The organism is Microvirga rosea, from assembly GCF_020595095.1.
In the GTDB taxonomy this organism is placed as follows: Bacteria; Pseudomonadota; Alphaproteobacteria; order Rhizobiales; family Beijerinckiaceae; genus Microvirga; species Microvirga rosea.
The window spans coordinates 232,087-253,047 of record NZ_JAJDOP010000003.1 but is presented as its reverse complement, the minus strand read 5'-3'; the positions used below and the strand labels follow the sequence as shown (position 1 = coordinate 253,047).

The following is a 20,961-nucleotide window of genomic DNA, read 5'->3' as shown; positions in this document are numbered from 1 at the left end:
GCCTTATGTTTTGTCAGGCCTCAGCACCCTTGGCGAGCGCGTCGAAGACTTTGAGCCGGGTCAGGAGCGCTTCCATTTCCTTCAAGGGCACCATGTTCGGGCCGTCGGAAGGAGCCTTGTCGGGATCCTGATGCGTCTCGATGAAGACGCCCGCGACCCCGACCGCGACCGCCGCCCGGGCAAGAACCGGCACGAATTCCCTTTGTCCTCCGGACGTTGCCCCGTTTCCGCCGGGCTGCTGCACGGAGTGTGTGGCGTCGAAAATCACCGGTGCTCCGGTTTCAGCCATCACAGGCAGGGCGCGCATGTCCGACACCAGGGTGTTGTAGCCGAACGAAGCGCCGCGCTCGGTCAGCATGACGTTGGGATTACCGGCAGCCGTAACCTTCGCGGCAACATTCGCCATGTCCCAGGGAGCGAGGAACTGACCCTTCTTGATATTGACGACCCGCCCCGTTTTGGCCGCAGCCACCAGAAGATCCGTCTGGCGGCACAGGAAGGCCGGGATCTGGAGAATATCCACCACCTCGGCGACGGGCGCGCATTGATCGTTCTCGTGCACGTCGGTTAGGACGGGCAGGCCGAACTTTTCCTTCACTTCGGAGAAGATCGACAGCGCCTTTTCGATGCCGATGCCCCTGGCGCTTGCGATGGAGGTGCGGTTCGCCTTGTCGAAGGACGACTTGTACACCAGCCCGATTCCGAGCTTGGCGGTGATTTCCTTCAGGGCGGAGGCCATCTCGAGCGCATGATCGCGGCTCTCTATGGCGCAGGGTCCGGCAATGATGCTCAACGGCAGATGGTTGCCGAAGCGGACGGAGCCTGCCTCCACGACCGTTTGAGGTTGAGTGGCGTTGGATGTCGATGCGTTCATGAGCCGTCCCTACCCTGTTTTGCGCCGGGAGGCAAAGCCGCGGAAACCTGACCGATGCGGCAGGTTTCCGCAGGAGCGACCCCGCACCGGCGCGTCAGAACGTCATGGCCGCCGCGTTGATGATGCCCGCCGAGAGGGATGCGGCGCCGAGGAAGAGCGCGGCGGCCATCTCCCCTGCGGCAATCCTCTGGGAAAGGTTCGGCATCACGATGCGGACGAGCCAATAGACCACGATCTGCACCGCGAGAGCCACGAGCCCCCAGACCAGACAATCGACGATGGATTGGGCATGCACGATGGCGCTCGCAAGCGGCAACGCGAAGCCGACGAGACTGAACCCCAGCGAGGTTGCCGCCGAGATCACATTTTGGCGGATGAGAGCGAACTCATTGTGCATCGTCGCGAGGGTATAAATGGCGAGATAAAGCGCCACCAGCACTGTCGCGATCACGAAGAAGATCAGAAAATCGGGCAAGCCCGCCAGAGAAGAAGCCATGATCTGTCCCCCTTGGATCATGTTCGTTTGGAGCCCAGATTCATGGGCCGATTCGCGGCTTATATTACGTTGCTTCGAACGCGACCGCGACGCCCATGGCCGCGCTTGCCGGAACGACGAGCCGCGTGCCGATATGGACAAAGGGTATTTCGGCGGCCTCGAGCCATTTGGCCTGCCGGGCGACGTCGTCGATCCGCACCGTGAACGCCACAAAGGACGGCTGGTCCATCTCCGCTTCCACGGATCCGTAGCTCTCCCCGGCATCGTCCGGGGTCATGACGTCCAGGTGCCCTCCGGCCAATCGATAGGACAGGTCGTTCAGGGAGGGGCGGCTCGGCACTTCTCCGGTGAAAGCCCGCAGGAACCCCTCGTGACGATCCGGGTCCGGGATCGAGAGAGCCACGACGGCGACGTCCTCTGCCCTGTTGTCGTGAATCTGGAACGCCGGATTCCAGAAATTCTCCGGGTAGTGCTGCTGGCAGACGAAGAAGCCCGCACGGGTCAGGGACGGCATGGCCGCAAAGGCCAAGCTGAAGGCCACATGGACTTCCGAACCGTCCGGCCGCACGCCCTTCCGCTCGAAATGGAAGGGTTCGAAAGCTCCGATCCCGGCCTGGGCAAAGGCTCGTGCATCTGCTTCCGCATCCTGGCTGTCGAGCACCAGCATCGCCAGGCCTTCCCGGTCCTGCAGATAGTCGCGAATGAAGGCGCCGAAGCTGAAGGCACGATCCGTGGGAGCCGCGATGGCCGCACCCTCCCCGATCGTGATCAGCTCGATGAACGAGGTTCGGAACTGGATGATGCGGTTTTCCGTGCCCCAGGGATGGCGATTTCGCGTTCCGACCTGGAAGCCGAGGCGCTTATAAAACGCCGCGGCCTGATCGAGATCGCGGACGGCAACCACGAGATGGTCGATGCGGCGGCTCATGTTCGGCTTCCATGTTCCCGCGGGGCACACGATGCCGCGGCGTTGTTGTCGGTTATACCAGTCGGCTCTGTTCCACGGCCGCGTGAATGAAGCTCTTGAAGAGCGGGTGCGGCTCGAAGGGGCGGGATTTCAGCTCTGGGTGGTACTGCACACCGATGAACCAGGGATGATCCTCGTACTCCACGATCTCCGGCAGCACTCCGTCGGGAGAGACGCCGGAGAAGCGCAGGCCCTTCCGTTCCAGCTGCTCGCGATAGCCCATATTGACCTCGTAGCGGTGGCGGTGACGTTCGGAAATCTCCGTTCCGCCGTAGATTTCCGCCACCTTGCTGCCGGGCTTCAGGGAGGCGTGATACGCGCCAAGGCGCATCGTGCCGCCGAGATCGCCGTCCGCCGCGCGCTTTTCCAGCTCGTTGCCGCGTAGCCACTCCGTCAACAGGCCGACGACGGGCTCGGAAGTCGGGCCGAATTCCGTAGAGCTCGCCGACTCGATGCCGGCCAGGGAGCGGGCCGCCTCGATCACCGCCATCTGCATGCCGAAGCAGATGCCGAAATACGGCACCTTCCGCTCGCGGGCGAACCGTGCCGCGCGGATCTTGCCCTCCGCGCCCCGCTGGCCGAAGCCCCCCGGGACCATGATGCCGTGAATACCTTCCAGGAAGGGAGCCGGGTCCTCGCGCTCGAAGATCTCGCTCTCGATCCAGTTGAGATTCACCTTCACCTGATTGGCGATGCCGCCATGGTGAAGCGCCTCGATGAGGGACTTATAGGCGTCCTTGAGGCCCGTGTACTTGCCGACGACGGCGATGGTCACCTCGCCTTCCGGATTGTGGACCCGGCTCGAAATGCGGGTCCACCGGCTGAGATCGGGCGCGGGGGCATTCTCGATGCCGAACGCTGCGAGAATCTCGCTGTCGAGACCCGCCTCGTGATAGGCGAGCGGCACGTCGTAGATCGACGGAGCGTCCCTTGCTTCGATCACGGCCGTTTCACGGACATTGCAGAAAAGGGCAAGTTTGCGGCGCTCGTCCCGGGGGATTTCCCGATCGGTACGGCAGAGCAGGATATCCGGCTGAATGCCGATGGAGCGCAGCTCAGCCACCGAATGCTGGGTCGGCTTCGTCTTCAGCTCGCCGGCGGAGGGAATGAACGGCAGGAGGGTCAGGTGGGTATAGATCGCCTGGCCGCGCTCCAGATCGTTGCCGAGCTGGCGGATGGCCTCGAAGAACGGCAGGCCTTCGATGTCGCCGACCGTGCCGCCGATCTCCACCAGAACGAAGTCGAAGCCCTCGTTGCCGGTGACGACGAAGTCCTTGATGGCGTTCGTCACGTGGGGAATCACCTGGATCGTGGCGCCCAGATAATCGCCCCGCCGTTCCTTGGTGATGATGTCGAGATAGATCCGGCCCGTCGTGATGTTGTCGGCCTTGGTGGCGGGAACGCCCGTGAAGCGCTCGTAATGCCCCAGGTCGAGATCGGTCTCCGCCCCGTCGTCGGTGACGAAGACTTCGCCGTGCTGGTAGGGGCTCATCGTCCCCGGATCGACGTTCAGATAAGGATCGAGCTTGCGGAGCCGAACCTTGTAACCGCGTGCCTGGAGAAGTGCTCCGAGGGCCGCTGAAGCCAAGCCCTTGCCGAGCGAAGACACCACGCCGCCGGTGATGAATACGTACCGCGTCATGGACCCCTATCCATCAAAAATGAGCGCCGATTCGCAAGAACGAACCGGTCCGCTCGATTGCCATCCACAAAAAGAGAGGGCCGGAAGTTCCGGCCCTGATCGTCAGATTACTGCGACTGAGGCACCTGAGGCGCTGTCGGCGCGGGGGCCGGAGCGGTCGGCGCCGGATTGGCCGGCTGATCGCCCTGCATGCGCTGGAGCTGCTCGAGGACATTGCCGCCCTGACCGCCCGCGGGAGCCTGCTGGCCAGCCGGTGCGACCGGGGACGCTCCATCGATGATGGAGCGCGGAGCGCCGCTGTAGCCCGCCATGATCGTCAGGACCAGGCTGGTGATGAAGAAGAGCCCGCCCAGGATCGCCGTGGTCCGGGTCAGGGCGTTGGCCTGACCGCGACCGGTCATGAAGCCGGAGACGCCGCCGCCTCCACCGCCGCCGAGGCCCATGCCGCCGCCCTCGGAGCGCTGCAGGAGAACCACGCCGATCAGCGCCAGAACAATGATCAGGTGGATAATGATGAGAACTGTTTGCATCGTTCCAAAAACCTCAAGCGGCCGCGCCGAAGGGCGCCAGCCGCTCGCATTCATCTCTTCGTTGGGCGGGCTGTAGCATAGGTGTGTACGGGATCAAAGACCCGCAAGCACCCTTTTGCCGAAACGTCAGCCCAGATAAGCCCCGGCGATCCCCAGAAAGTCCGCGGCGACAAGGCTTGCTCCTCCGACGAGGGCCCCGTCGACGTTCTCCACAGCCATCAGCTCGGCCGCGTTCGACGGCTTGACGGAGCCGCCATACAGGATCCGGACCTTGGCATGGTCCCCTTTTCCAACCAGCCGCCGCAACTCGTCACGGATCAGGGCGTGAACCTCGGCCACGTCGGCGGCCGTCGGGGTCAGGCCGGTGCCGATGGCCCAGACAGGCTCATAGGCGATGACGATGTTCTGCGAATTCGAATCGGCCGGGACGGACCCTCGAAGCTGCTTCTTCACGACCGCCAGCGTGCGGCCGGCCTCCCGCTCCTCGCGGGTTTCGCCGATGCAGATGATGGCCGTCAGGCCGGCCCTACGGGCCGCAAGGGCCTTGGCGCAGACGTCCTGATCCTTCTCGCCATGATATTGCCGACGCTCCGAGTGCCCGACCAGAACATAGGCGGCGCCCGCATCGGCCAGCATCTCGGCGGACAGGTTCCCGGTAAAGGCCCCCGTCTCCTTGGCATGGCAATCCTGGCCGCCTACCGCGACCCGGGAGCCGACGGCCATCAGGGCGAACATGCCGACAAGCGTGGCGGGCGGGCAAACGGCGAGTTCCACCTTGGCCCTCAGGCCGGGCGTGTATCCGGCTTGGATCTCGCTCATGACCTTGGCGGACGACTTCAGTCCGTTCATCTTCCAGTTGCCCGCTACCAGCGGGCGCGGCCGATCGACGCTCATTCAGGCACTCCTGTGACGCTTGATAAGGTGGCACTATCAGAGACTTGAAGCCTCTTTCAACCAGACTTGCCCTTTTCCCCGGGCTTATGATCGGTTATCGCCGTCTCTAACGAGTTTCGAGAGAACGGGTTCGCTATGCTTCGAGGAATGCGCAAGGCCGGGCAAGGTCTGATCGGCAAGACGATCATCGCCATCTTTTTCGGCCTCCTGATTGTCAGCTTCGCGATCTGGGGCATCGGCGACATCTTCCGGGCGACGCCGCCGACGACGGTGGTCCAGGTCGGCAAGACGGAGATCGGCGTCGAAACCGTCCGGGTGGCTTATAACAACGAGCTGCAGCGGCTTGGACGCCAGTTCCGTACCGTCATCACCCCGGATCAGGCGCGCCTTTTCGGCATCGACCAGCAGGTTCTCTCCAATCTGATCAACGAGGCGGTCCTGTCGGAGCAGGCCCAGAAGCTGGGCCTTTCCGTTTCCGATCAGCTCGTGGCCCGCTCCATCCTCGACGACCCGACCTTCCGGGGGGCTGACGGACAATTCAACCGCGCCCTGTTCGACCAGGCCCTGCGCAACGCCTCCCTGACGGAGGCCGGATTCGTGCGCGAGCAGCGCAATGCCATGGCCCGTATTCACCTTGCGGAAGCCATCGCCGGGGATCTGACCGTGCCGATGGCCGCCCGCGAGGCGATGAACCGGTACACCACCGAGCGTCGTGCCGCGTCCTATTTCGTCCTGACGGCAGCGATGGCGGGGGATCTTCCCGCGCCGACCCCGGAGCAGCTCCAGAGCTTCTTCAACGACCGCAAGTCCTCGTACCAGGCCCCCGAATACCGTTCGGTGTCCTTCATGGTGCTCGATACCGCAGCGGCCGCGAAGCCGGACGCCGTCAGCGATGACGAGGCCCGCCAGCGCTACGAGCAGGAAAAGGCCAAGTTCGGAACGCCGGAAAAGCGGACGATCCAGCAGATCAGCTTCCCGAATCAGGAAGAGGCCGAAGCCGCCTTCAAGCGCATCAAGGAAGGGGCGACCTTCGACACGATAGCCCAGGAGCGCAATGTTGCGCCCCAGGACCTTGAGCTCGGCACCTTTACGAGGGCGGAAATGCTCGATCCGGCCGTGGCCGATGCCGCCTTCACGCTCGATCAGGGAGCGACCAGCGGCCCCGTGGCCGGCCGGTTCGGTCCCGTTCTGGTGCGCGTCACCAATATTCAGCCTGAAGCGGTCCGTCCGTTCGAGGAGGTCGCCGGCGAGATCCGGGCCGAAATCGCCCAGGCCCGTGCGCGTGGACAGATGGAAGACATTCACGACGCCATCGAGGACCAGCGTGCCGGTGCCCGTCCGATTGCGGAAATCGCCAAGGAGAAGGGCCTCAATCTGGTTCAGATCCCGGCGATCGACAACCAGGGCCGGGACAAGGCGGGCAATCCGGTCGACATTCCCAATCGCGACGCGGTCGTGAAAGCGGCCTTCGCGTCCGATATCGGGGTCGACAACGAGCCCCTGCGGACCACCGAGGGCGGCTATATCTGGTTCGACGTGACGGGCATCGAGCCGTCCCGCGAGAAGAACCTCGATGAGGTCCGTGACCAAGTGGCCGCCCAGTGGCGGGAGGACGAGATTTCGAAGCGCCTTGCCGACAAGGCCCGTGATCTCACCGAGCGCGTCGAGAAGGGTGAAGCCATCGAGGCGGCGGCGCAGAGTGCGGGCGCCGAAGTCAAAACGGCGACGGATCTCGCCCGCTCGGCGGCCAAGGACGACCTTTCAGCCGATGCCGTAAACCGCATCTTCTCGGTTCCGGTCGGCAAGGCAGGGAATACGGCGACGGGCGCCGACACCCGCGCGGTCTTCAAGGTGACGTCGGCGACGGTTCCGCCCTTCGTCGCCACCGCCCCCGAAGCACAGCGAGTTGAGACGCAGCTTCGCAACGGAATGGGCGACGACCTGATCAACCAATATATCGCCCAGGTCCGCAAGGAGCTTGGTGTCACCATCAATCAGCAGGCCCTGCGCCAGGCGACGGGCGGCGAACTCTAAGGCGATGGTCATCACTCCGGATTTCGAGACATTTGCCAGGGCTTACGAGGCCGGAGAGGCGGGCGTTCTCCGCACCAGCCTCGTGGGCGATCTCCTGACCCCGGTCGCGGCTTTTCTGAAACTGCGGCAAGGGCGCAGAGGACCTGCGTTTCTGCTCGAATCCGTCGAAGGCGGCGCGGTTCGAGGCCGGTTCTCGATGATTGGCCTCGATCCAGACCTCATCTGGCGCTGCCAGGAGGGCAAGGCATCGATCGACCGCAGGGCATTGAGCCATGCTCAGGACTTTCAGCCCGACACCCGCCCACCCCTGGAGAGCTTGAGAGCGCTGATCGCCGAAAGCGCCCTGCCCTTGGAAAAGGACCTGCCACCGATGTCAGCCGGCCTCTTCGGCTACCTCGGCTACGACATGGTTCGCCTGATGGAGCGGTTGCCGGAGCCGAACCCGGATGTGCTCGAGGTTCCGGACGCCATTCTGGTCCGGCCGACCGTTATGGTTGTCTTCGACGCGGTGAAGGATGAGGTTTTCCTAATCACGCCTGTCAGGCCGCAAACCGGTGTCTCGGCGAAAGCCGCCTATGAGACGGCCCTGTCTCGCCTCGATGAGGTCAGCCTCGCTCTCGACAGTCCGCTTCCGATCGACGACCGAACGGATCCCACGGCCATCCATTTCGAGCCCCCGGTGTCGAACACGACCCCGGAGGAATTCAAGGCCATGGTGGCTAAGGCGAAGGAATACATCCGAGCCGGCGACATTTTTCAGGTCGTGCTGTCTCAACGCTTCGAAACGGATTTTCCGCTTCCTGCCTTCGCCCTTTACCGTTCCCTGCGGCGGGTGAATCCTGCCCCCTTCCTCTGCTATCTGGATTTCGAGGAGTTCCAGATCGTCTGCTCCTCGCCGGAGATCCTCGTGAGGGTCAGGGATGGCAAGGTCACGATCCGTCCGATCGCCGGAACGCGTCCCCGTGGCGCTACCGCTGCGGAAGACCGCGCACATGCCGAGAGCCTTCTGGCTGACCAGAAGGAGCGCGCCGAGCATCTGATGCTCCTCGATCTCGGACGAAACGACGTGGGGCGCGTCTCCTCGATGGGTTCCGTCGAGGTCACGGACTCGTTCTTTCTCGAGTTCTACAGTCAGGTGATGCACATCGTCTCGAACGTGGAGGGGAGCCTCGATCCGAAGTTCGATGCCCTCGCGGCGCTCGTCGCCGGGTTCCCGGCCGGGACGGTCTCCGGTGCCCCCAAGGTGCGTGCCATGGAGATCATCGACGAGCTCGAGAAGCACAAACGGGGACCTTATGCAGGCTGCATCGGCTATTTCGGCGCCGACGGCCAGATGGATACCTGCATCGTGCTCAGGACGGCTCTCGTCAAGGACGGTCGCATGGCTGTGCAGTCGGGCGCCGGCATCGTTTACGACTCCGATCCCGAATCCGAGCAACAGGAATGCATCAACAAGGCCAAGGCCCTGTTTCGCGCAGCCGAAGATGCCGTTCGCTTCGCGAGCCGCGCGAGGATCGGCCAATGACCCCGGCGGCGACGCTTCGCTTGACCTCCCTTCTTCCATGCGCAAACGTCGGGACACCATGACCCGCGTTCTCGTCATCGACAATTACGACAGCTTCACCTGGAATCTGGTGCATCTCGTTGCACCGCTGGTGTCGGAGGTCGAGGTCGTGCGCAACGATGCGCTCACCACGGACGATGTGCTGAAGGCGTCACCCGATGCCATCGTGCTGTCTCCGGGTCCCTGCACCCCGAATGAGGCGGGGATTTGCCTTGATCTCGTGAAACGGGCAGGCGCCGCGATCCCGACCTTCGGCGTGTGCCTGGGCCTGCAGACCATAGGCCAGGTGTATGGCGGCACGGTCAGCCGTGCGCCGATACCGATGCACGGCAAGGTGTCCGATGTGGAGCATCGCGGCGAGACGATCTTCCGGGGACTCAACGGTCCTTTCAAGGCGACGCGCTATCACTCGCTGATCGTCGACCGTGAAACGTGTCCGGCCGATCTTGCCGTGACGGCGGAAACCGCGGACGGGCTGATCATGGGCCTGTCCCACCGCTCGCTTCCCGTGCATGGGGTGCAGTTTCATCCCGAGAGCATCCTCTCGGAGCATGGTGTGACGATCATGCGCAATTTCTTCGATCTCGCGGCGGCCTGGAATGCCGCGCATCGCCAGGGACGCAACGACGCTCCCGCAGCCGGGCACTGAACCGATGGAATCCTTCAAGTCTTATCTCGCCAAGGTCGCCACCGGCGCGTCGCTGACGCGCGAAGAGGCCCGTTCGGCTTTCGACGATATTCTCTCCGGCGAGGTGACCCCTGCCCAGAGCGGCGCATTCCTGATGGCGTTGCGGGTACGTGGGGAAGCGCTGGAGGAGATCGTCGGTGCGGTCTCCGCCATGCGGGGCCGGATGCTGAAGGTGAACGCTCCCGACGGCGCCATCGACATCGTCGGCACTGGCGGCGATCATTCGGGTAGCTACAACATCTCGACGCTGGCGTCGATCATCGTCGCCGGGGCCGGTGTCAAAGTCGCGAAGCACGGCAACCGCGCGGCCTCGTCCAAGTCCGGCACCGCCGATGTGCTGTCGGCGCTCGGCGTTAAGCTCGGGCTTGATCCCGAGGGGCTGGAGCAGTGCCTCGACCGAGCGGGGCTCTGCTTCATGTTCGCGCAGACTCACCATGCCGCCATGCGCCACGTGGCTCCCGTGCGGGTTGAGCTCGGGACGCGCACGATCTTCAACCTCCTTGGTCCTCTCGCAAACCCGGCCTCCGTTTCACGTCAGCTTCTCGGCGTGTTCTCGGAAGCATGGCTCGAGCCGCTGGCGCAGGTCATGAAGGAGCTCGGCGCCAAGAAGCTCTGGGCGGTGAACGGTTCCGATGGTCTCGATGAGATGACCACGACCGGCCCGACCCACGTGGCCGCCCTGGAAAACGGAACGGTGCGCCGCTTCACCGTGACCCCGGAGGAAGTCGGCCTGCCGGTCGCGAAACCGGAAGACCTGAAAGGCGGCGATCCGGAACACAATGCCTCGCAGCTGCGCGCCGTCTTGGAAGGTGCGCGCATTCCCTACCGGGACGTTGCCCTCCTGAATGCCGCCGCGTCCCTGGTGATTGCCGATGCCGCCTCCGATCTGCGCGATGGCCTTGACCGTGCGACCCGCGCCCTCGACAGCGGCGCCGCGAAGGCGGCCCTTGTTCGCCTGATCCAAGTATCGAACGCCTGAGCGGAGCAAGACCATGAGCGACGTGCTCGCCCGCATCGAAGCTTATAAGCGCGAGGAGATCGCTGCCGCGAAGGCAGCCATTCCGCCATCCGAGATCGAGCGACGGGCGCGGGAGGCTTCAGCGCCGCGCGGCTTCGCGGCGGCGATCGAAAGGCATCTTTCCGAAGAAAGGCCGGCGCTCATCGCGGAAGTCAAGAAGGCCAGTCCTTCAAAGGGCCTGATCCGTGCGGATTTCGATCCGCCGTCGCTCGCAAAGGCTTACGCGCAAGGAGGCGCGACATGCCTGTCCGTTCTCACCGATAGTCCTTCCTTTCAAGGAAAGCCCGAATATCTTGCGCAAGCGCGCGAGGCTTCCGGCCTTCCGGCCCTCAGGAAGGATTTTCTCTTCGAGCCGTATCAGGTCTATGAAGCGCGGGCATGGGGCGCGGATTGCATCCTGGTCATCATGGCGAGCGTGTCCGATGCGCAGGCGCGCACTCTCGTCGACACGGCTCATGACCTTCACATGGATGTGCTCGTCGAGGTTCACGACCGGGCTGAACTCGAGCGCGCTCTCCCGCTCGGCACCAAGCTTCTCGGCATCAACAACCGGAACCTGCGAACCTTCGAGGTATCGCTGGCCGTGAGCGAGGAACTCGCGCCGCTCATTCCGTCCGATCGCATCGTTGTCGGGGAAAGCGGCATCTTCACGATCCAGGACATCGAGCGGCTCGGACAGGTCGGGATCCGCACATTCCTCGTGGGGGAAAGCCTCATGCGCCAGGCCGACGTCGCGACGGCGACGCGGCGCCTTCTGTTCGGCGACGCCGCATGACCAAGCTCACCCACCTCGATGCGTCCGGTTCGGCCAACATGGTCGATGTTTCGGAGAAGGACGTCACGAGCCGCACGGCGATAGCCGAGGGCGAGGTGGTGATGAATCCCGAAACGGTCGCGCTGATCCGTCAGGGGGACGCCAAGAAGGGAGACGTGCTCGGCACGGCCCGTCTCGCCGGCATCATGGCCTCGAAGCGGACCCACGAGCTGATCCCGCTCTGCCATCCCTTGCTGATCTCCAAGGTCAAAGTCGATTGCGCTCTCGATGAGGAGCTTCCAGGCGTTCGCGTAACGGCGGAGGTGAAGGTCTCGGGCCAGACCGGAGTCGAGATGGAGGCACTGACCGCCGTTTCGATTGCGTGCCTGACGATCTACGACATGGTCAAGGCCGCGGACCGAACCATGCGGATCGACAACATCCGCCTTCGGATGAAGAGCGGCGGACGTTCCGGATTGTTCGAAGCACCGTGAGGGCGTTTCCATGAGCCTGATCTCCGTGGACGAGGCCCTTGGCCGGATTCTGGCGAGCGTGCCGGGCCCGGTCGATGCCGAGCGCGTTCCGCTGAATGCCGGCGCCGGTCGCACTTTGGCGGAAGATGTGGCGGCCCGGTGCGATCAGCCCCCCTTCCCGGCTTCCGCTATGGACGGCTATGCCGTGCGAAGTGCCGACGTGCCTGCCGTTCCGGGCACGTTGCGTGTGATCGGCACCAGCGCTGCCGGTCATCGCTTCGGCGGGCATGTCGGTCCAGGCGAAGCGGTGAGGATTTTCACGGGCGCTCCGTTGCCGGAGGGAGCCGACGCCGTCGTTCTCCAGGAGGACGTGGAGGCTCACGGCGACCAAGTGGTGCTCAAGGAAGCCCCGCGACCGCAGCGCCATATCCGGTCGGCGGGTCTCGACTTCAAGAACGGCGACGTTCTTCTTTTCAAGGGCCGTCGCATGGACGCCCGCCACATCGCCCTTGCCGCATCCATGGGTCACGGCGAAGTCCCAGTGCGGCGGCGCCCACGCGTGGCGATCCTTGCCACCGGCGACGAACTCGTGCGCGCCGGCGAGGTCGCCGGCCCCGATCAGATCACGGCCTCCAGCCTTCCCTCGATCATGGCTCTCGTGGAAAAGGCAGGCGCCGAGCCGATCGATCTCGGCATCGCCCGCGATACGCTCGCGTCGCTCAACGACCGCCTCGCGGCGGCACGAGCGGCCGACGCCGATATCCTGGTCACCCTCGGCGGCGCCTCGGTCGGCGAGCATGATCTGGTGCAGAAGGCGCTCGCGCAGCAAGGCATGGAGCTGGGTTTCTGGCGCGTCGCCCTGAAACCCGGCAAGCCGCTGATGTCCGGTCGCCTCGGCAAGATGTTGGTCCTTGGGCTTCCGGGCAATCCCGTATCGACCCTCGTGTGCGGTATTCTCTTCCTGATCCCTTTGATCCGTGCCCTGTGTGGAGACCCCGATGCCGGCGCGGATTTCACGGAGAGCGCCGTGCTGGGCACGGATCTGCCTGCCAACGGCGACCGCCAGGATTATATGCGGGCGGAACTCTCATGGCATGAAGTCACGACGTCCGCGGGTCCCCTCGTCGTGCCTGCGGTGAAGCCGCACACGCGGCAGGATTCGTCCATGCTCGGCATTCTCGGACGCTCCGAAGCCCTCCTTGTCAGGCCGCCTCGTGCTCCGGCGGCCCTCGCCGGAGAGGCCTGCCGCATCATCCGCCTCGGGCGATTCTGTTGATTTTGGTTACGAGAGCGTAGCCATAGGCTTGCAGAACACAGCAAGAACAGCTAACCTGTTCCTGCTTTGTTTTCAGAATCGCTCCTCTGCGGAGCAGTAAGGGCCAGCCATGCTGACGCGTAAACAGCACGAATTGCTCCGCTTCATTCATGAGCGGCTGCGCGAATCCGGTGTTCCGCCATCCTTCGACGAAATGAAGGATGCTCTCGATCTCAAGTCGAAGTCCGGTATCCACCGCCTGATCACCGCCTTGGAAGAGCGCGGCTTCATCCGCCGCTTGCCGAACCGGGCCCGGGCGCTGGAGGTTCTCCGGCTGCCGGAGACGGTCGGCGGGGCATCGGGACAGAAGCGTTTCACGCCGAGCGTCGTCGAGGGTGGCCTTGCAGGCAAGGCCAAGGCCGCACCGATGCCGGTTGCGGAAGACAAGAACCGCGACATGGCGATCCCGGTCATGGGGCGGATCGCGGCTGGTACGCCGATCTCCGCTATCCAGAATCGCAGCCATTCCATCACCCTGTCGAACGATTTCCTCAGCCAGGGCGAGCATTACGCCCTCGAGGTCCGTGGCGACTCGATGGTGGAGGCCGGTATTCTGGATGGTGACCTGGTGGTGATCCGCAAGCAGGATACGGCCAACACGGGCGATATCATCGTGGCTCTCATCGATGACGAGGAGGCGACCCTGAAGCGTTTTCGCCGCCGTGGATCCTCCATTGCGCTGGAGGCCGCCAACCAAGCCTATGAGACCCGCGTGCTTGGTCCGGATCGGGTCAAGATCCAGGGCAAGCTCGTCAGTCTCGTTCGTCGCTACTGACTTCCTCCTCGGGAAGATCCTGCTCCGGGATCGGCGGGGCCTTTGCCGGCCGATCCTGCATAGTCTGCGCCGCGATCTCGCGATGAGCCGCTTTCACTGCGAAGCGTTCCGTTCCTTTTCGAACGGAACGTACCTCGATTGTCGCCGGATCCTGGAAGCGAAGGGTCGTGGCTCCGCGAGCCGCCAAGGCTTCCCGGTCGAGAACGAGACTGGCTTCGCAGGAGGGCGGCGCTTTGAGCCGGGACAACACGACAGTCGCGCGGCGACAGTCCTCCTCGAAGGCTGAAAACTCCTGAACAAAGGCGATTGTCCGGCCGCCGTCGCCCTCGACGATGCAGCCGGTCCTGTCGCATCGGGCATCTCGTTTCAAACCGGCATCGTCCGTGCGTCTTCCATCTCCATCGGCCCGCAGCCACTGTTCCGCCACGAAGGCGGATGGTTTGCCGACGAGGGTGAGCAGCCCTGCCGCATTGCGGACCGCCGCTCCCGCGCCCTCCCGATCGACGAAAGCGTCGTAGCGTGCAGGGGCTGCCGCCAGCAAACCCGCACCGATCGGCACGGCCGCGAACCATCGAAGCGACGATGCGGGAAGCGTCAGCATCAGGAGAGCGGCGCTCAAGGCCCCGAAAGCCGCAACCCCGAGGGCCGGCACGATCATCGTCGCCCCGCTGATACCGCCGACCCAGGCGGAAATGCCGAGCACATGGTTCACCGCGTATCCCATCACCTGCCAAACAGGACCGTCCAGGCCAAAGGGATAGGCCAGCACTCCAAGAACGGCGGACGGCATCACCACGATCGATACCAGCGGCAGCGCGAGAGCGTTGCCGATCAATCCGTAGGGATTGATCGTCTGAAAATGGTAGGCGGCGAACGGCGCCGTCGCGAGACTTGCAATCAGCGTGGTCGCAAAGAGGCTCCACATATGCCTCAGAGCCCAGTGTCCAATCGTTCCGAAGACCGTCGGCAAGGAGCTTTCCGGGATTTTCAGGGTCAACAAGGGAGCAAAAGCCGTCAGTGCCGCGACAGCTCCAAACGACATTTGAAAGCTCGGACCGAGCAGCGACTCGGGCTCCCGGGCAAGCACCAGGAGCGCAGCCACCGAGAGATTACGGATGCTCAAGGCAGGGCGATCGACCAGAACCGCCCCAAACATCACCAACGTCATGATGAGAGAGCGCTCGGTCGCTACGTCGGACCCCGTGAAGATACAATAAGCCGTGGCACCGATCATCGCGGCCAATGCGGAGATCTTCTTGATCGGCCAGAGGAGGACAAGCGCAGGCGTGAGAGCGAGCAGTGCCCGTGTAAGCCAAAAGAAGGTCCCGGCGGCAAGGACCATGTGAAGCCCCGAAATAGAGACGATGTGATAGATCCCGGCAGACCGGAGCACGTCATTGGTCGACTCGCCGATCAGACCCCGTTTTCCGGTCACGAGCGCCGCACCGACGCCGCCGGCCGCGCCGCCGATGGTGGAGGCAATCCGCTGCGTGAGGGCATTGCGGGCGGCATCGACCGATGCGCTCACGCTCAGGAGCCAAGGGCGCTCCGGCGCGGCAGGCAGCGCTTTCGCGCCTCCCAGAAGCGATCCGACGGCACCGATCTCACGATATCGGGCATCGCGTCCGAAGTCGTATCCGCCGGGCCATTCCGGCTGGGGCGGAGGCAGGAGGCGGGCCTTTGCTTCGATGAACTGGCCCGGCGCCAAATTCTCGCCCTTGCGGGCATTCACGCGCACGAACTTCGGGGTTGCCTCGGGCGGTAAGCCCTCAATGGTTCTGACACGCAGGAGAACGCGCCTCCCCTCGCCCCTATTTTCCACGGTTTCAACGAACCCGGTGGTCGTAGCGATGGTGATGCGGGAGAGGATTGGCGCGGTCACCGCTTGAGTGCGGAATACCCCTGCGGCGAAGCCCCCAAAGAGAGCGCCGAGCCCAACGCAGAGTGCGAAGGCCGGTAGGCTCTGCCGGAAAAGCCACGCACCGGCGCAACTGGCGAACATACCGACCAGCGGAGCCCAGAGAGTGGGCTCGTCCGCTTGGAAGAACAGTATGATGCCAAGACCGAAGCAAACCGCAATCCAGGGAAAAAGCCGCCGCTGGACGACCTCGACGGACAGCTCGCGCCTGATCCAACTTGGGATCTCCGGAAGGATGGTCCATGCTCCCGCTCCGATCGCCGGTACCAACCTGACCGGCAACGCCACGGCCCGCGCGGCGAGGCGCGGTGGACGGCTTTGCTCCCTCTTGTCGATGTCGTTCATTGCTGCGGCTTAACGTCAGGGTGGATTACATGGTAGACGACGCCACGTTTCAGCCAAGTCCGCCTGTGGATGTGAGTCGATAACTCCCGCGGAGCCTCACGGCCTCGCTTTTTGCCAAGGTTTCTTACACCGATGACCGTCGTCACCCGCTTTGCCCCCTCTCCCACCGGCTTCCTGCACATCGGCGGGGCGCGCACGGCCTTGTTCAACTGGCTTTTTGCCAAGCGGCACGGGGGCAAGATGCTCCTGCGCATCGAGGACACGGATCGGGAGCGGTCCACGGAAGCAGCGATCCAAGCCATCATCGACGGCTTGAGCTGGCTCGGCCTTTCCTGGGACGGTGACGTCGTCTACCAGTTCGCGCGCGCCGCCCGGCACCGCGAGGTCGCCGAGTCCCTTCTGGCCAAGGGACGCGCCTATTATTGCTACGCCACCCCTCAGGAACTCGAGGAAATGCGCGAGACCGCCCGCCGCGAAGGCCGTCCTCTGCGCTATGACGGCCGTTGGCGCGACCGGGACCCATCCGAAGCACCTGCCGATGTAAAGCCCGTCATCCGCCTCAAGGCCCCTACGGAAGGCGAGACCGTGGTGGAGGACGAGGTGCAGGGGCGTGTGGTGTGGCAGAACAAGGATCTCGACGACCTCGTTCTTCTCCGCTCCGACGGAACGCCGACCTACATGCTCGCCGTCGTCGTTGACGATCACGACATGAACGTGACCCACGTGATCCGGGGTGACGACCATCTGACCAATGCGGCCCGCCAGACTCAAATCTACCAAGCCCTCGGCTGGGACGTGCCGAAGATGGCCCATGTCCCGATGATCCTGGGACCGGACGGCGCCAAGCTCTCCAAACGTCATGGCGCCCTCGGTGTCGAAGCCTATCGCAGCATGGGCTATCTCCCGGTCGCGCTGCGGAACTATCTTGTCCGCCTCGGCTGGAGCCATGGGGACCAGGAGATCTTCTCGACCCAGGAAATGGTGGACGCTTTCGACCTGAAGAATATCGGGCGTTCCCCTTCCCGCTTCGATTTCGCCAAGCTGGAGAATCTCAACGGCCATTACATGCGTCAGAGCAGCGACGAAGAGCTCGTGGAAGCGCTGGAGCAGCTCCTCCCGGAGCTCGACGGCGACGAGCATCATCTCGGGCGCACCTTTACGCCTGCACTCCGTGAAAAGCTGATCGCCGCCATGCCGGGTCTGAAGGAGCGCGCGAAAAACCTCGTGGAACTCCTCGACAGCGCTTACTACCTCTATGCGCAGCGGCCGCTGCATCTCGATGAAAAGGCCAAAGGCCTGCTTGCCGATGGTGCGGCGAGGCTGAACGGGATCGGCGCCAAGCTCGCCGCCGTCCAGGATTGGACCGCGGCGAACGTGGAGGCCGTCGTGCGCGAGCATGCCGAGGCTATCGGCGCGAAGCTCGGCCAGGTCGCTCAGCCTTTGCGCGCCGCCCTCACCGGCCGCGCGACCTCGCCAGGTCTCTTCGACGTCATGGCCGTGCTCGGCAAGGATGAAACCCTGTCACGTCTCGGCGATCAGCTCAGCGCTGCGCCTGCTGCATAGCAGGCGCACTCTCCTTTAGACGTGCTTGCCCCCTCCGTATGGATAAGCTACCCAAACCCATCCTCCCACCGACCGGCGACCTCGGTTCGGCAGCCCCGACAAGAGACCTTCTCCTGATCTACGACTGCCCTAGGTTATGCCCGGCCTCTTGTTGAAAGGGCGAAGACGCATGAGCTCCAATTCCAGCACGCTCAATGTTGAGGACAGGTCGGTCGAACTGCCGGTGAAACACGGCACCATCGGTCCGAGCGTCATCGACATTTCCAAGCTTTACGGCCAAACCGGGGCCTTTACCTACGACCCGGGTTTTACATCGACTGCAAGTTGCGAGTCGAAAATCACCTATATCGACGGTGACGCCGGGGTCCTGCTGTATCGCGGCTATCCCATCGAGCAGCTTGCCGAGCATGGGGACTTCCTCGAGACCTGCTATCTGCTTCTCTACGGGGAACTCCCGACAGCGGCGCAAAAGGCGGATTTCGATTATCGTGTCACCCGCCACACGATGGTTCATGAACAAATGAACCGCTTCTTCATGGGCTTCCGCCGCGACGCGCATCCCATGGCGATCATGGTGGCCTGCGTCGGCGCCCTGTCGGCCTTCTATCACGACTCCACCGACATCTCCGATCCGCAGCAGCGCATGATTGCGTCGATGCGTATGATCGCAAAGATGCCGACCCTGGCGGCCATGGCGTACAAGTATTCCATCGGCCAGCCTTTCGTGTATCCGCAGAACGACCTCGACTATACGTCGAACTTCCTGCGGATGTGCTTCGCGGTTCCTTGCGAGGAGTACAAGGTCAACCCGGTGCTCTCCCGTGCCCTGGATCGGATCTTCATCCTGCACGCCGATCACGAGCAGAACGCCTCGACCTCGACGGTGCGTCTGGCAGGCTCGTCCGGCGCCAACCCCTTCGCATGCATCGCGGCCGGCATTGCCTGCCTTTGGGGGCCGGCCCATGGCGGCGCCAACGAAGCGGCTCTGAAGATGCTGGAAGAAATCGGCACCCCCGACCGTATTCCGCAGTATATCGCCAAGGCGAAGGACAAGAACGATCCGTTCCGCCTCATGGGCTTCGGTCACCGGGTCTACAAGAACTACGACCCGCGCGCCCGGATCATGCAGAAGACCACGCACGAAGTGCTCAACGAACTCGGGATCAAGGACGATCCTCTCCTCGACGTCGCCGTGGAACTCGAGCAGATCGCGCTCAAGGACGAGTACTTCCTCGAGAAGAAGCTCTACCCGAACATCGACTTCTATTCGGGCATCACGCTCAAGGCGATGGGCTTCCCGACCTCCATGTTCACGGTGCTCTTCGCTCTCGCCCGCACGGTCGGCTGGATCGCTCAATGGAGCGAGATGATCGAGGATCCGTCCCAGCGCATCGGCCGTCCGCGCCAGCTCTATATCGGATCCCCGAAGCGCGATTACGTGACCGTTGCCCAGCGCGGCTAAGTCATCCGGACAGGGAATATGAGAAAGGGGCCGACCGGGCCCCTTTCTTTTTGTTTCTCGCTATCGAAGCGGCAGGAAGACAGCCGTGATCGCCTCGTGCTCGGGCTCATCCGAAAGAACGTCATCCGTTCGGCAAAGCCACTCGTTTCAGAGCCAGCCCCTGAAGAGGCGCCGCGTTCAGGGCCCGGAAGAGTTTAAGCCGCGTTGGTAAGTCGGCGCATGGCGAGCCAGGAGATGGCCGACCAAGTGTTGACTCTCTTTAGCGAGCGCCAGGAGCGTACCGGAGTTCCGGGTGAAGGCGAAGTCCAGGCCCGCGAAATAGAGGCCTGGCTGCGCCGTGATCCCCTCCTCCTGCACCGGCTGGCCGCGTGCGTCGAGCACACCCGGAACCCGCACCCATCCAAAATCCCCCTCGAACCCGGTGCACCAGATCAGCGACGCAATACCATCCTCAGCCAGGTTCAGTGAGCGGATGGGCGGATCGGGAAGACGCGGGGCGACCGTCTCATCGGGATCATCGTCCGCCGCGGGCGCATCGATGCCCTCGCTTGCGATATGAGCGTCGATGGAGCGCTTGATCCTCGTCGACACCGCGTCCCCGAATTGAACGTTCTCCTCAAGGTTTGCCGCGAAGGTCAGGCATCCATCCTCGATCCCAATCAAGCGGCCGAGAAGAACGACCCCTTGTGCACTGAGCGATTGCAGGCTGATGGTGCGGCCGGCGCCGAGCAGCGGCCGTCCCATGATATAGCCCGACGCCTCGACGAACTCCTTGCGCGGCACATCGAAGAGGCCGCTCCGCGTAAACCAAAAGACGATATCGCGGCCCCGGTATCGACGTGGCACGCGCCCAACCCTGCCCGTGGCGAGAAAGACCGTGCGACCGGCCCGGACCAAGTCCTCGGCGATCTGGCCGCCGCATTGTGCGCTGCCGACGACCAATACGGCGCCCGCCGGAAGCGATGTCGGATTTCGATAGTCCGATGCGTCGAGTTGCAGGAGGCCGAGGGGCAGAGATGCAGCCGCCTGCGGGCGGCGCGGTCGGTTCAGGCTGCCGCTCGCGATCACCACGTTGCGCGCCCATCGCACGCCGCGGCTGGTTTCGAGACGGAGCTTGTCCTGCTCGCCATCGAAGGTCAGAGCGGATACAGGGGTCTGCGTTTCGACGGGCAAGTTGTTTCGCGCGGCAAAGTCCTCGAGGAGCGCGACGAATGCGTCGCGCGTCATGAAGCCGTCAGGATCGGGGCCATCATATCGGTCGCCGGGCATCATCGATGCCCAATTGGGCGTGTTCAACCGAAAGGTATCCCACCGTTGCGTGCGCCAGGTCTCGCCGATCCGGCTTCGCTCGAGCACGCAGTGCCGCAGTCCGGCTTGAGCCAAGTAGTAACTCACGCCGAGTCCGGCCCATCCGGCGCCAATGACGGCAACGTCGAAGCAATCGAGGTCGGAGGTCATTGCCACGTCCTCCCGCAGGTGCTGCCATCCAATAAGGGCAAGGTCCGTTGCCGCATCAAAGGTGTCCCACCAGTGACGCATGATAGCGTCCAGGCCCTCAAGCTGCAAAGCTCAGCATGGAGAAGCCGCCATGGAGCCGAACAGTACCAAGGGCGATATGGGTCGATACAGGCTGCATTGGCGCGTGGAAT

18 protein-coding genes are annotated in these 20,961 nt (G+C 63.7%); 10 read left to right on the top strand and 8 right to left on the bottom strand.

Features of this window, described 5'->3' with window-relative positions; translation table 11 throughout:
• Positions 1–13: 13 nt before the first annotated feature.
• The 6 genes from kdsA to tpiA form a co-directional block, all read right to left on the bottom strand.
• Positions 14–874 (bottom strand): 3-deoxy-8-phosphooctulonate synthase, encoded by an 861-nt coding sequence (gene kdsA, locus LJD17_RS09175; protein ID WP_227383872.1) that lies wholly within the window; start codon positions 872–874, stop codon positions 14–16.
• Positions 875–968: 94 nt separating this feature from the next.
• Positions 969–1,370 carry a DUF350 domain-containing protein gene (locus tag LJD17_RS09170; protein WP_227383871.1) on the bottom strand — a complete coding sequence of 134 codons (402 nt, stop codon included), beginning with the start codon at positions 1,368–1,370 and terminating at the stop codon, positions 969–971.
• 64 nt (positions 1,371–1,434) lie between these two features.
• Positions 1,435–2,298 (bottom strand): VOC family protein, encoded by an 864-nt coding sequence (locus tag LJD17_RS09165; protein ID WP_227383870.1) that lies wholly within the window; start codon positions 2,296–2,298, stop codon positions 1,435–1,437.
• Between the two features lie 52 nt (positions 2,299–2,350).
• Positions 2,351–3,979, bottom strand: a complete 1,629-nt coding sequence (locus LJD17_RS09160) for a CTP synthase (RefSeq protein ID WP_227383869.1) — start codon at positions 3,977–3,979, stop codon at positions 2,351–2,353.
• A gap of 107 nt (positions 3,980–4,086) precedes the next feature.
• A complete protein-coding gene (gene secG, locus LJD17_RS09155; RefSeq protein WP_227383868.1) occupies positions 4,087–4,509 on the bottom strand; it encodes a preprotein translocase subunit SecG in 423 nt (140 codons plus the stop codon).
• A 126-nt stretch (positions 4,510–4,635) separates the two neighbouring features.
• Positions 4,636–5,403: a triose-phosphate isomerase gene (gene tpiA, locus LJD17_RS09150; protein WP_227383867.1), complete on the bottom strand. Its 768-nt coding sequence runs from the start codon at positions 5,401–5,403 to the stop codon at positions 4,636–4,638.
• Positions 5,404–5,538: 135 nt separating this feature from the next.
• On the opposite strand from tpiA, the gene LJD17_RS09145 reads away from it, so the two are divergent.
• The 8 genes from LJD17_RS09145 to lexA all read left to right on the top strand — a co-directional run bounded on the left by LJD17_RS09145 (position 5,539) and on the right by lexA (position 14,024).
• The gene (locus LJD17_RS09145; RefSeq protein ID WP_227383866.1) at positions 5,539–7,437 is read left to right on the top strand and encodes a SurA N-terminal domain-containing protein; all 1,899 of its coding nucleotides are present in this window, start codon (positions 5,539–5,541) and stop codon (positions 7,435–7,437) included.
• Positions 7,438–7,441: 4 nt separating this feature from the next.
• Positions 7,442–8,962, top strand: a complete 1,521-nt coding sequence (gene trpE, locus LJD17_RS09140; RefSeq protein WP_227383865.1) for an anthranilate synthase component I — start codon at positions 7,442–7,444, stop codon at positions 8,960–8,962.
• A 58-nt stretch (positions 8,963–9,020) separates the two neighbouring features.
• Entirely contained in the window at positions 9,021–9,650 is a 630-nt protein-coding gene (locus LJD17_RS09135; protein WP_227383864.1) for an anthranilate synthase component II, read from the top strand.
• A 4-nt stretch (positions 9,651–9,654) separates the two neighbouring features.
• On the top strand, positions 9,655–10,668 hold the full coding sequence (trpD, locus tag LJD17_RS09130; protein WP_227384290.1) for an anthranilate phosphoribosyltransferase: 1,014 nt from the start codon (positions 9,655–9,657) through the stop codon (positions 10,666–10,668).
• Between the two features lie 13 nt (positions 10,669–10,681).
• Positions 10,682–11,482, top strand: a complete 801-nt coding sequence (gene trpC, locus LJD17_RS09125; RefSeq protein ID WP_227383863.1) for an indole-3-glycerol phosphate synthase TrpC — start codon at positions 10,682–10,684, stop codon at positions 11,480–11,482.
• Positions 11,479–11,955 carry a cyclic pyranopterin monophosphate synthase MoaC gene (gene moaC / locus LJD17_RS09120; protein WP_227383862.1) on the top strand — a complete coding sequence of 159 codons (477 nt, stop codon included), beginning with the start codon at positions 11,479–11,481 and terminating at the stop codon, positions 11,953–11,955. The genes trpC and moaC overlap by 4 nt, the downstream gene beginning before the upstream one ends.
• A gap of 10 nt (positions 11,956–11,965) precedes the next feature.
• On the top strand, positions 11,966–13,210 hold the full coding sequence (locus tag LJD17_RS09115; protein WP_227383861.1) for a molybdopterin molybdotransferase MoeA: 1,245 nt from the start codon (positions 11,966–11,968) through the stop codon (positions 13,208–13,210).
• Positions 13,211–13,319: 109 nt separating this feature from the next.
• Positions 13,320–14,024: a transcriptional repressor LexA gene (gene lexA, locus LJD17_RS09110; protein ID WP_227383860.1), complete on the top strand. Its 705-nt coding sequence runs from the start codon at positions 13,320–13,322 to the stop codon at positions 14,022–14,024.
• On the opposite strand, the gene LJD17_RS09105 is transcribed toward lexA, so the two are convergent.
• Positions 14,002–16,287, bottom strand: coding sequence for a ComEC/Rec2 family competence protein (locus LJD17_RS09105; RefSeq protein ID WP_227383859.1), 2,286 nt, complete (start codon positions 16,285–16,287; stop codon positions 14,002–14,004). The genes lexA and LJD17_RS09105 overlap by 23 nt on opposite strands.
• A 132-nt stretch (positions 16,288–16,419) precedes the next feature.
• Here LJD17_RS09105 and gltX point away from each other — a divergent pair, with 132 nt between their 5' ends.
• Together gltX and gltA are read left to right on the top strand one after the other, a co-directional pair.
• Positions 16,420–17,850 carry a glutamate--tRNA ligase gene (gltX, locus tag LJD17_RS09100; protein WP_227383858.1) on the top strand — a complete coding sequence of 477 codons (1,431 nt, stop codon included), beginning with the start codon at positions 16,420–16,422 and terminating at the stop codon, positions 17,848–17,850.
• Positions 17,851–18,019: 169 nt separating this feature from the next.
• Positions 18,020–19,312 carry a citrate synthase gene (gltA, locus tag LJD17_RS09095; RefSeq protein WP_227383857.1) on the top strand — a complete coding sequence of 431 codons (1,293 nt, stop codon included), beginning with the start codon at positions 18,020–18,022 and terminating at the stop codon, positions 19,310–19,312.
• 177 nt (positions 19,313–19,489) lie between these two features.
• On the opposite strand, the gene LJD17_RS09090 is transcribed toward gltA, so the two are convergent.
• Entirely contained in the window at positions 19,490–20,851 is a 1,362-nt protein-coding gene (locus LJD17_RS09090; RefSeq protein WP_319799688.1) for an FAD-dependent oxidoreductase, read from the bottom strand.
• Positions 20,852–20,961 lie beyond the last annotated feature (110 nt).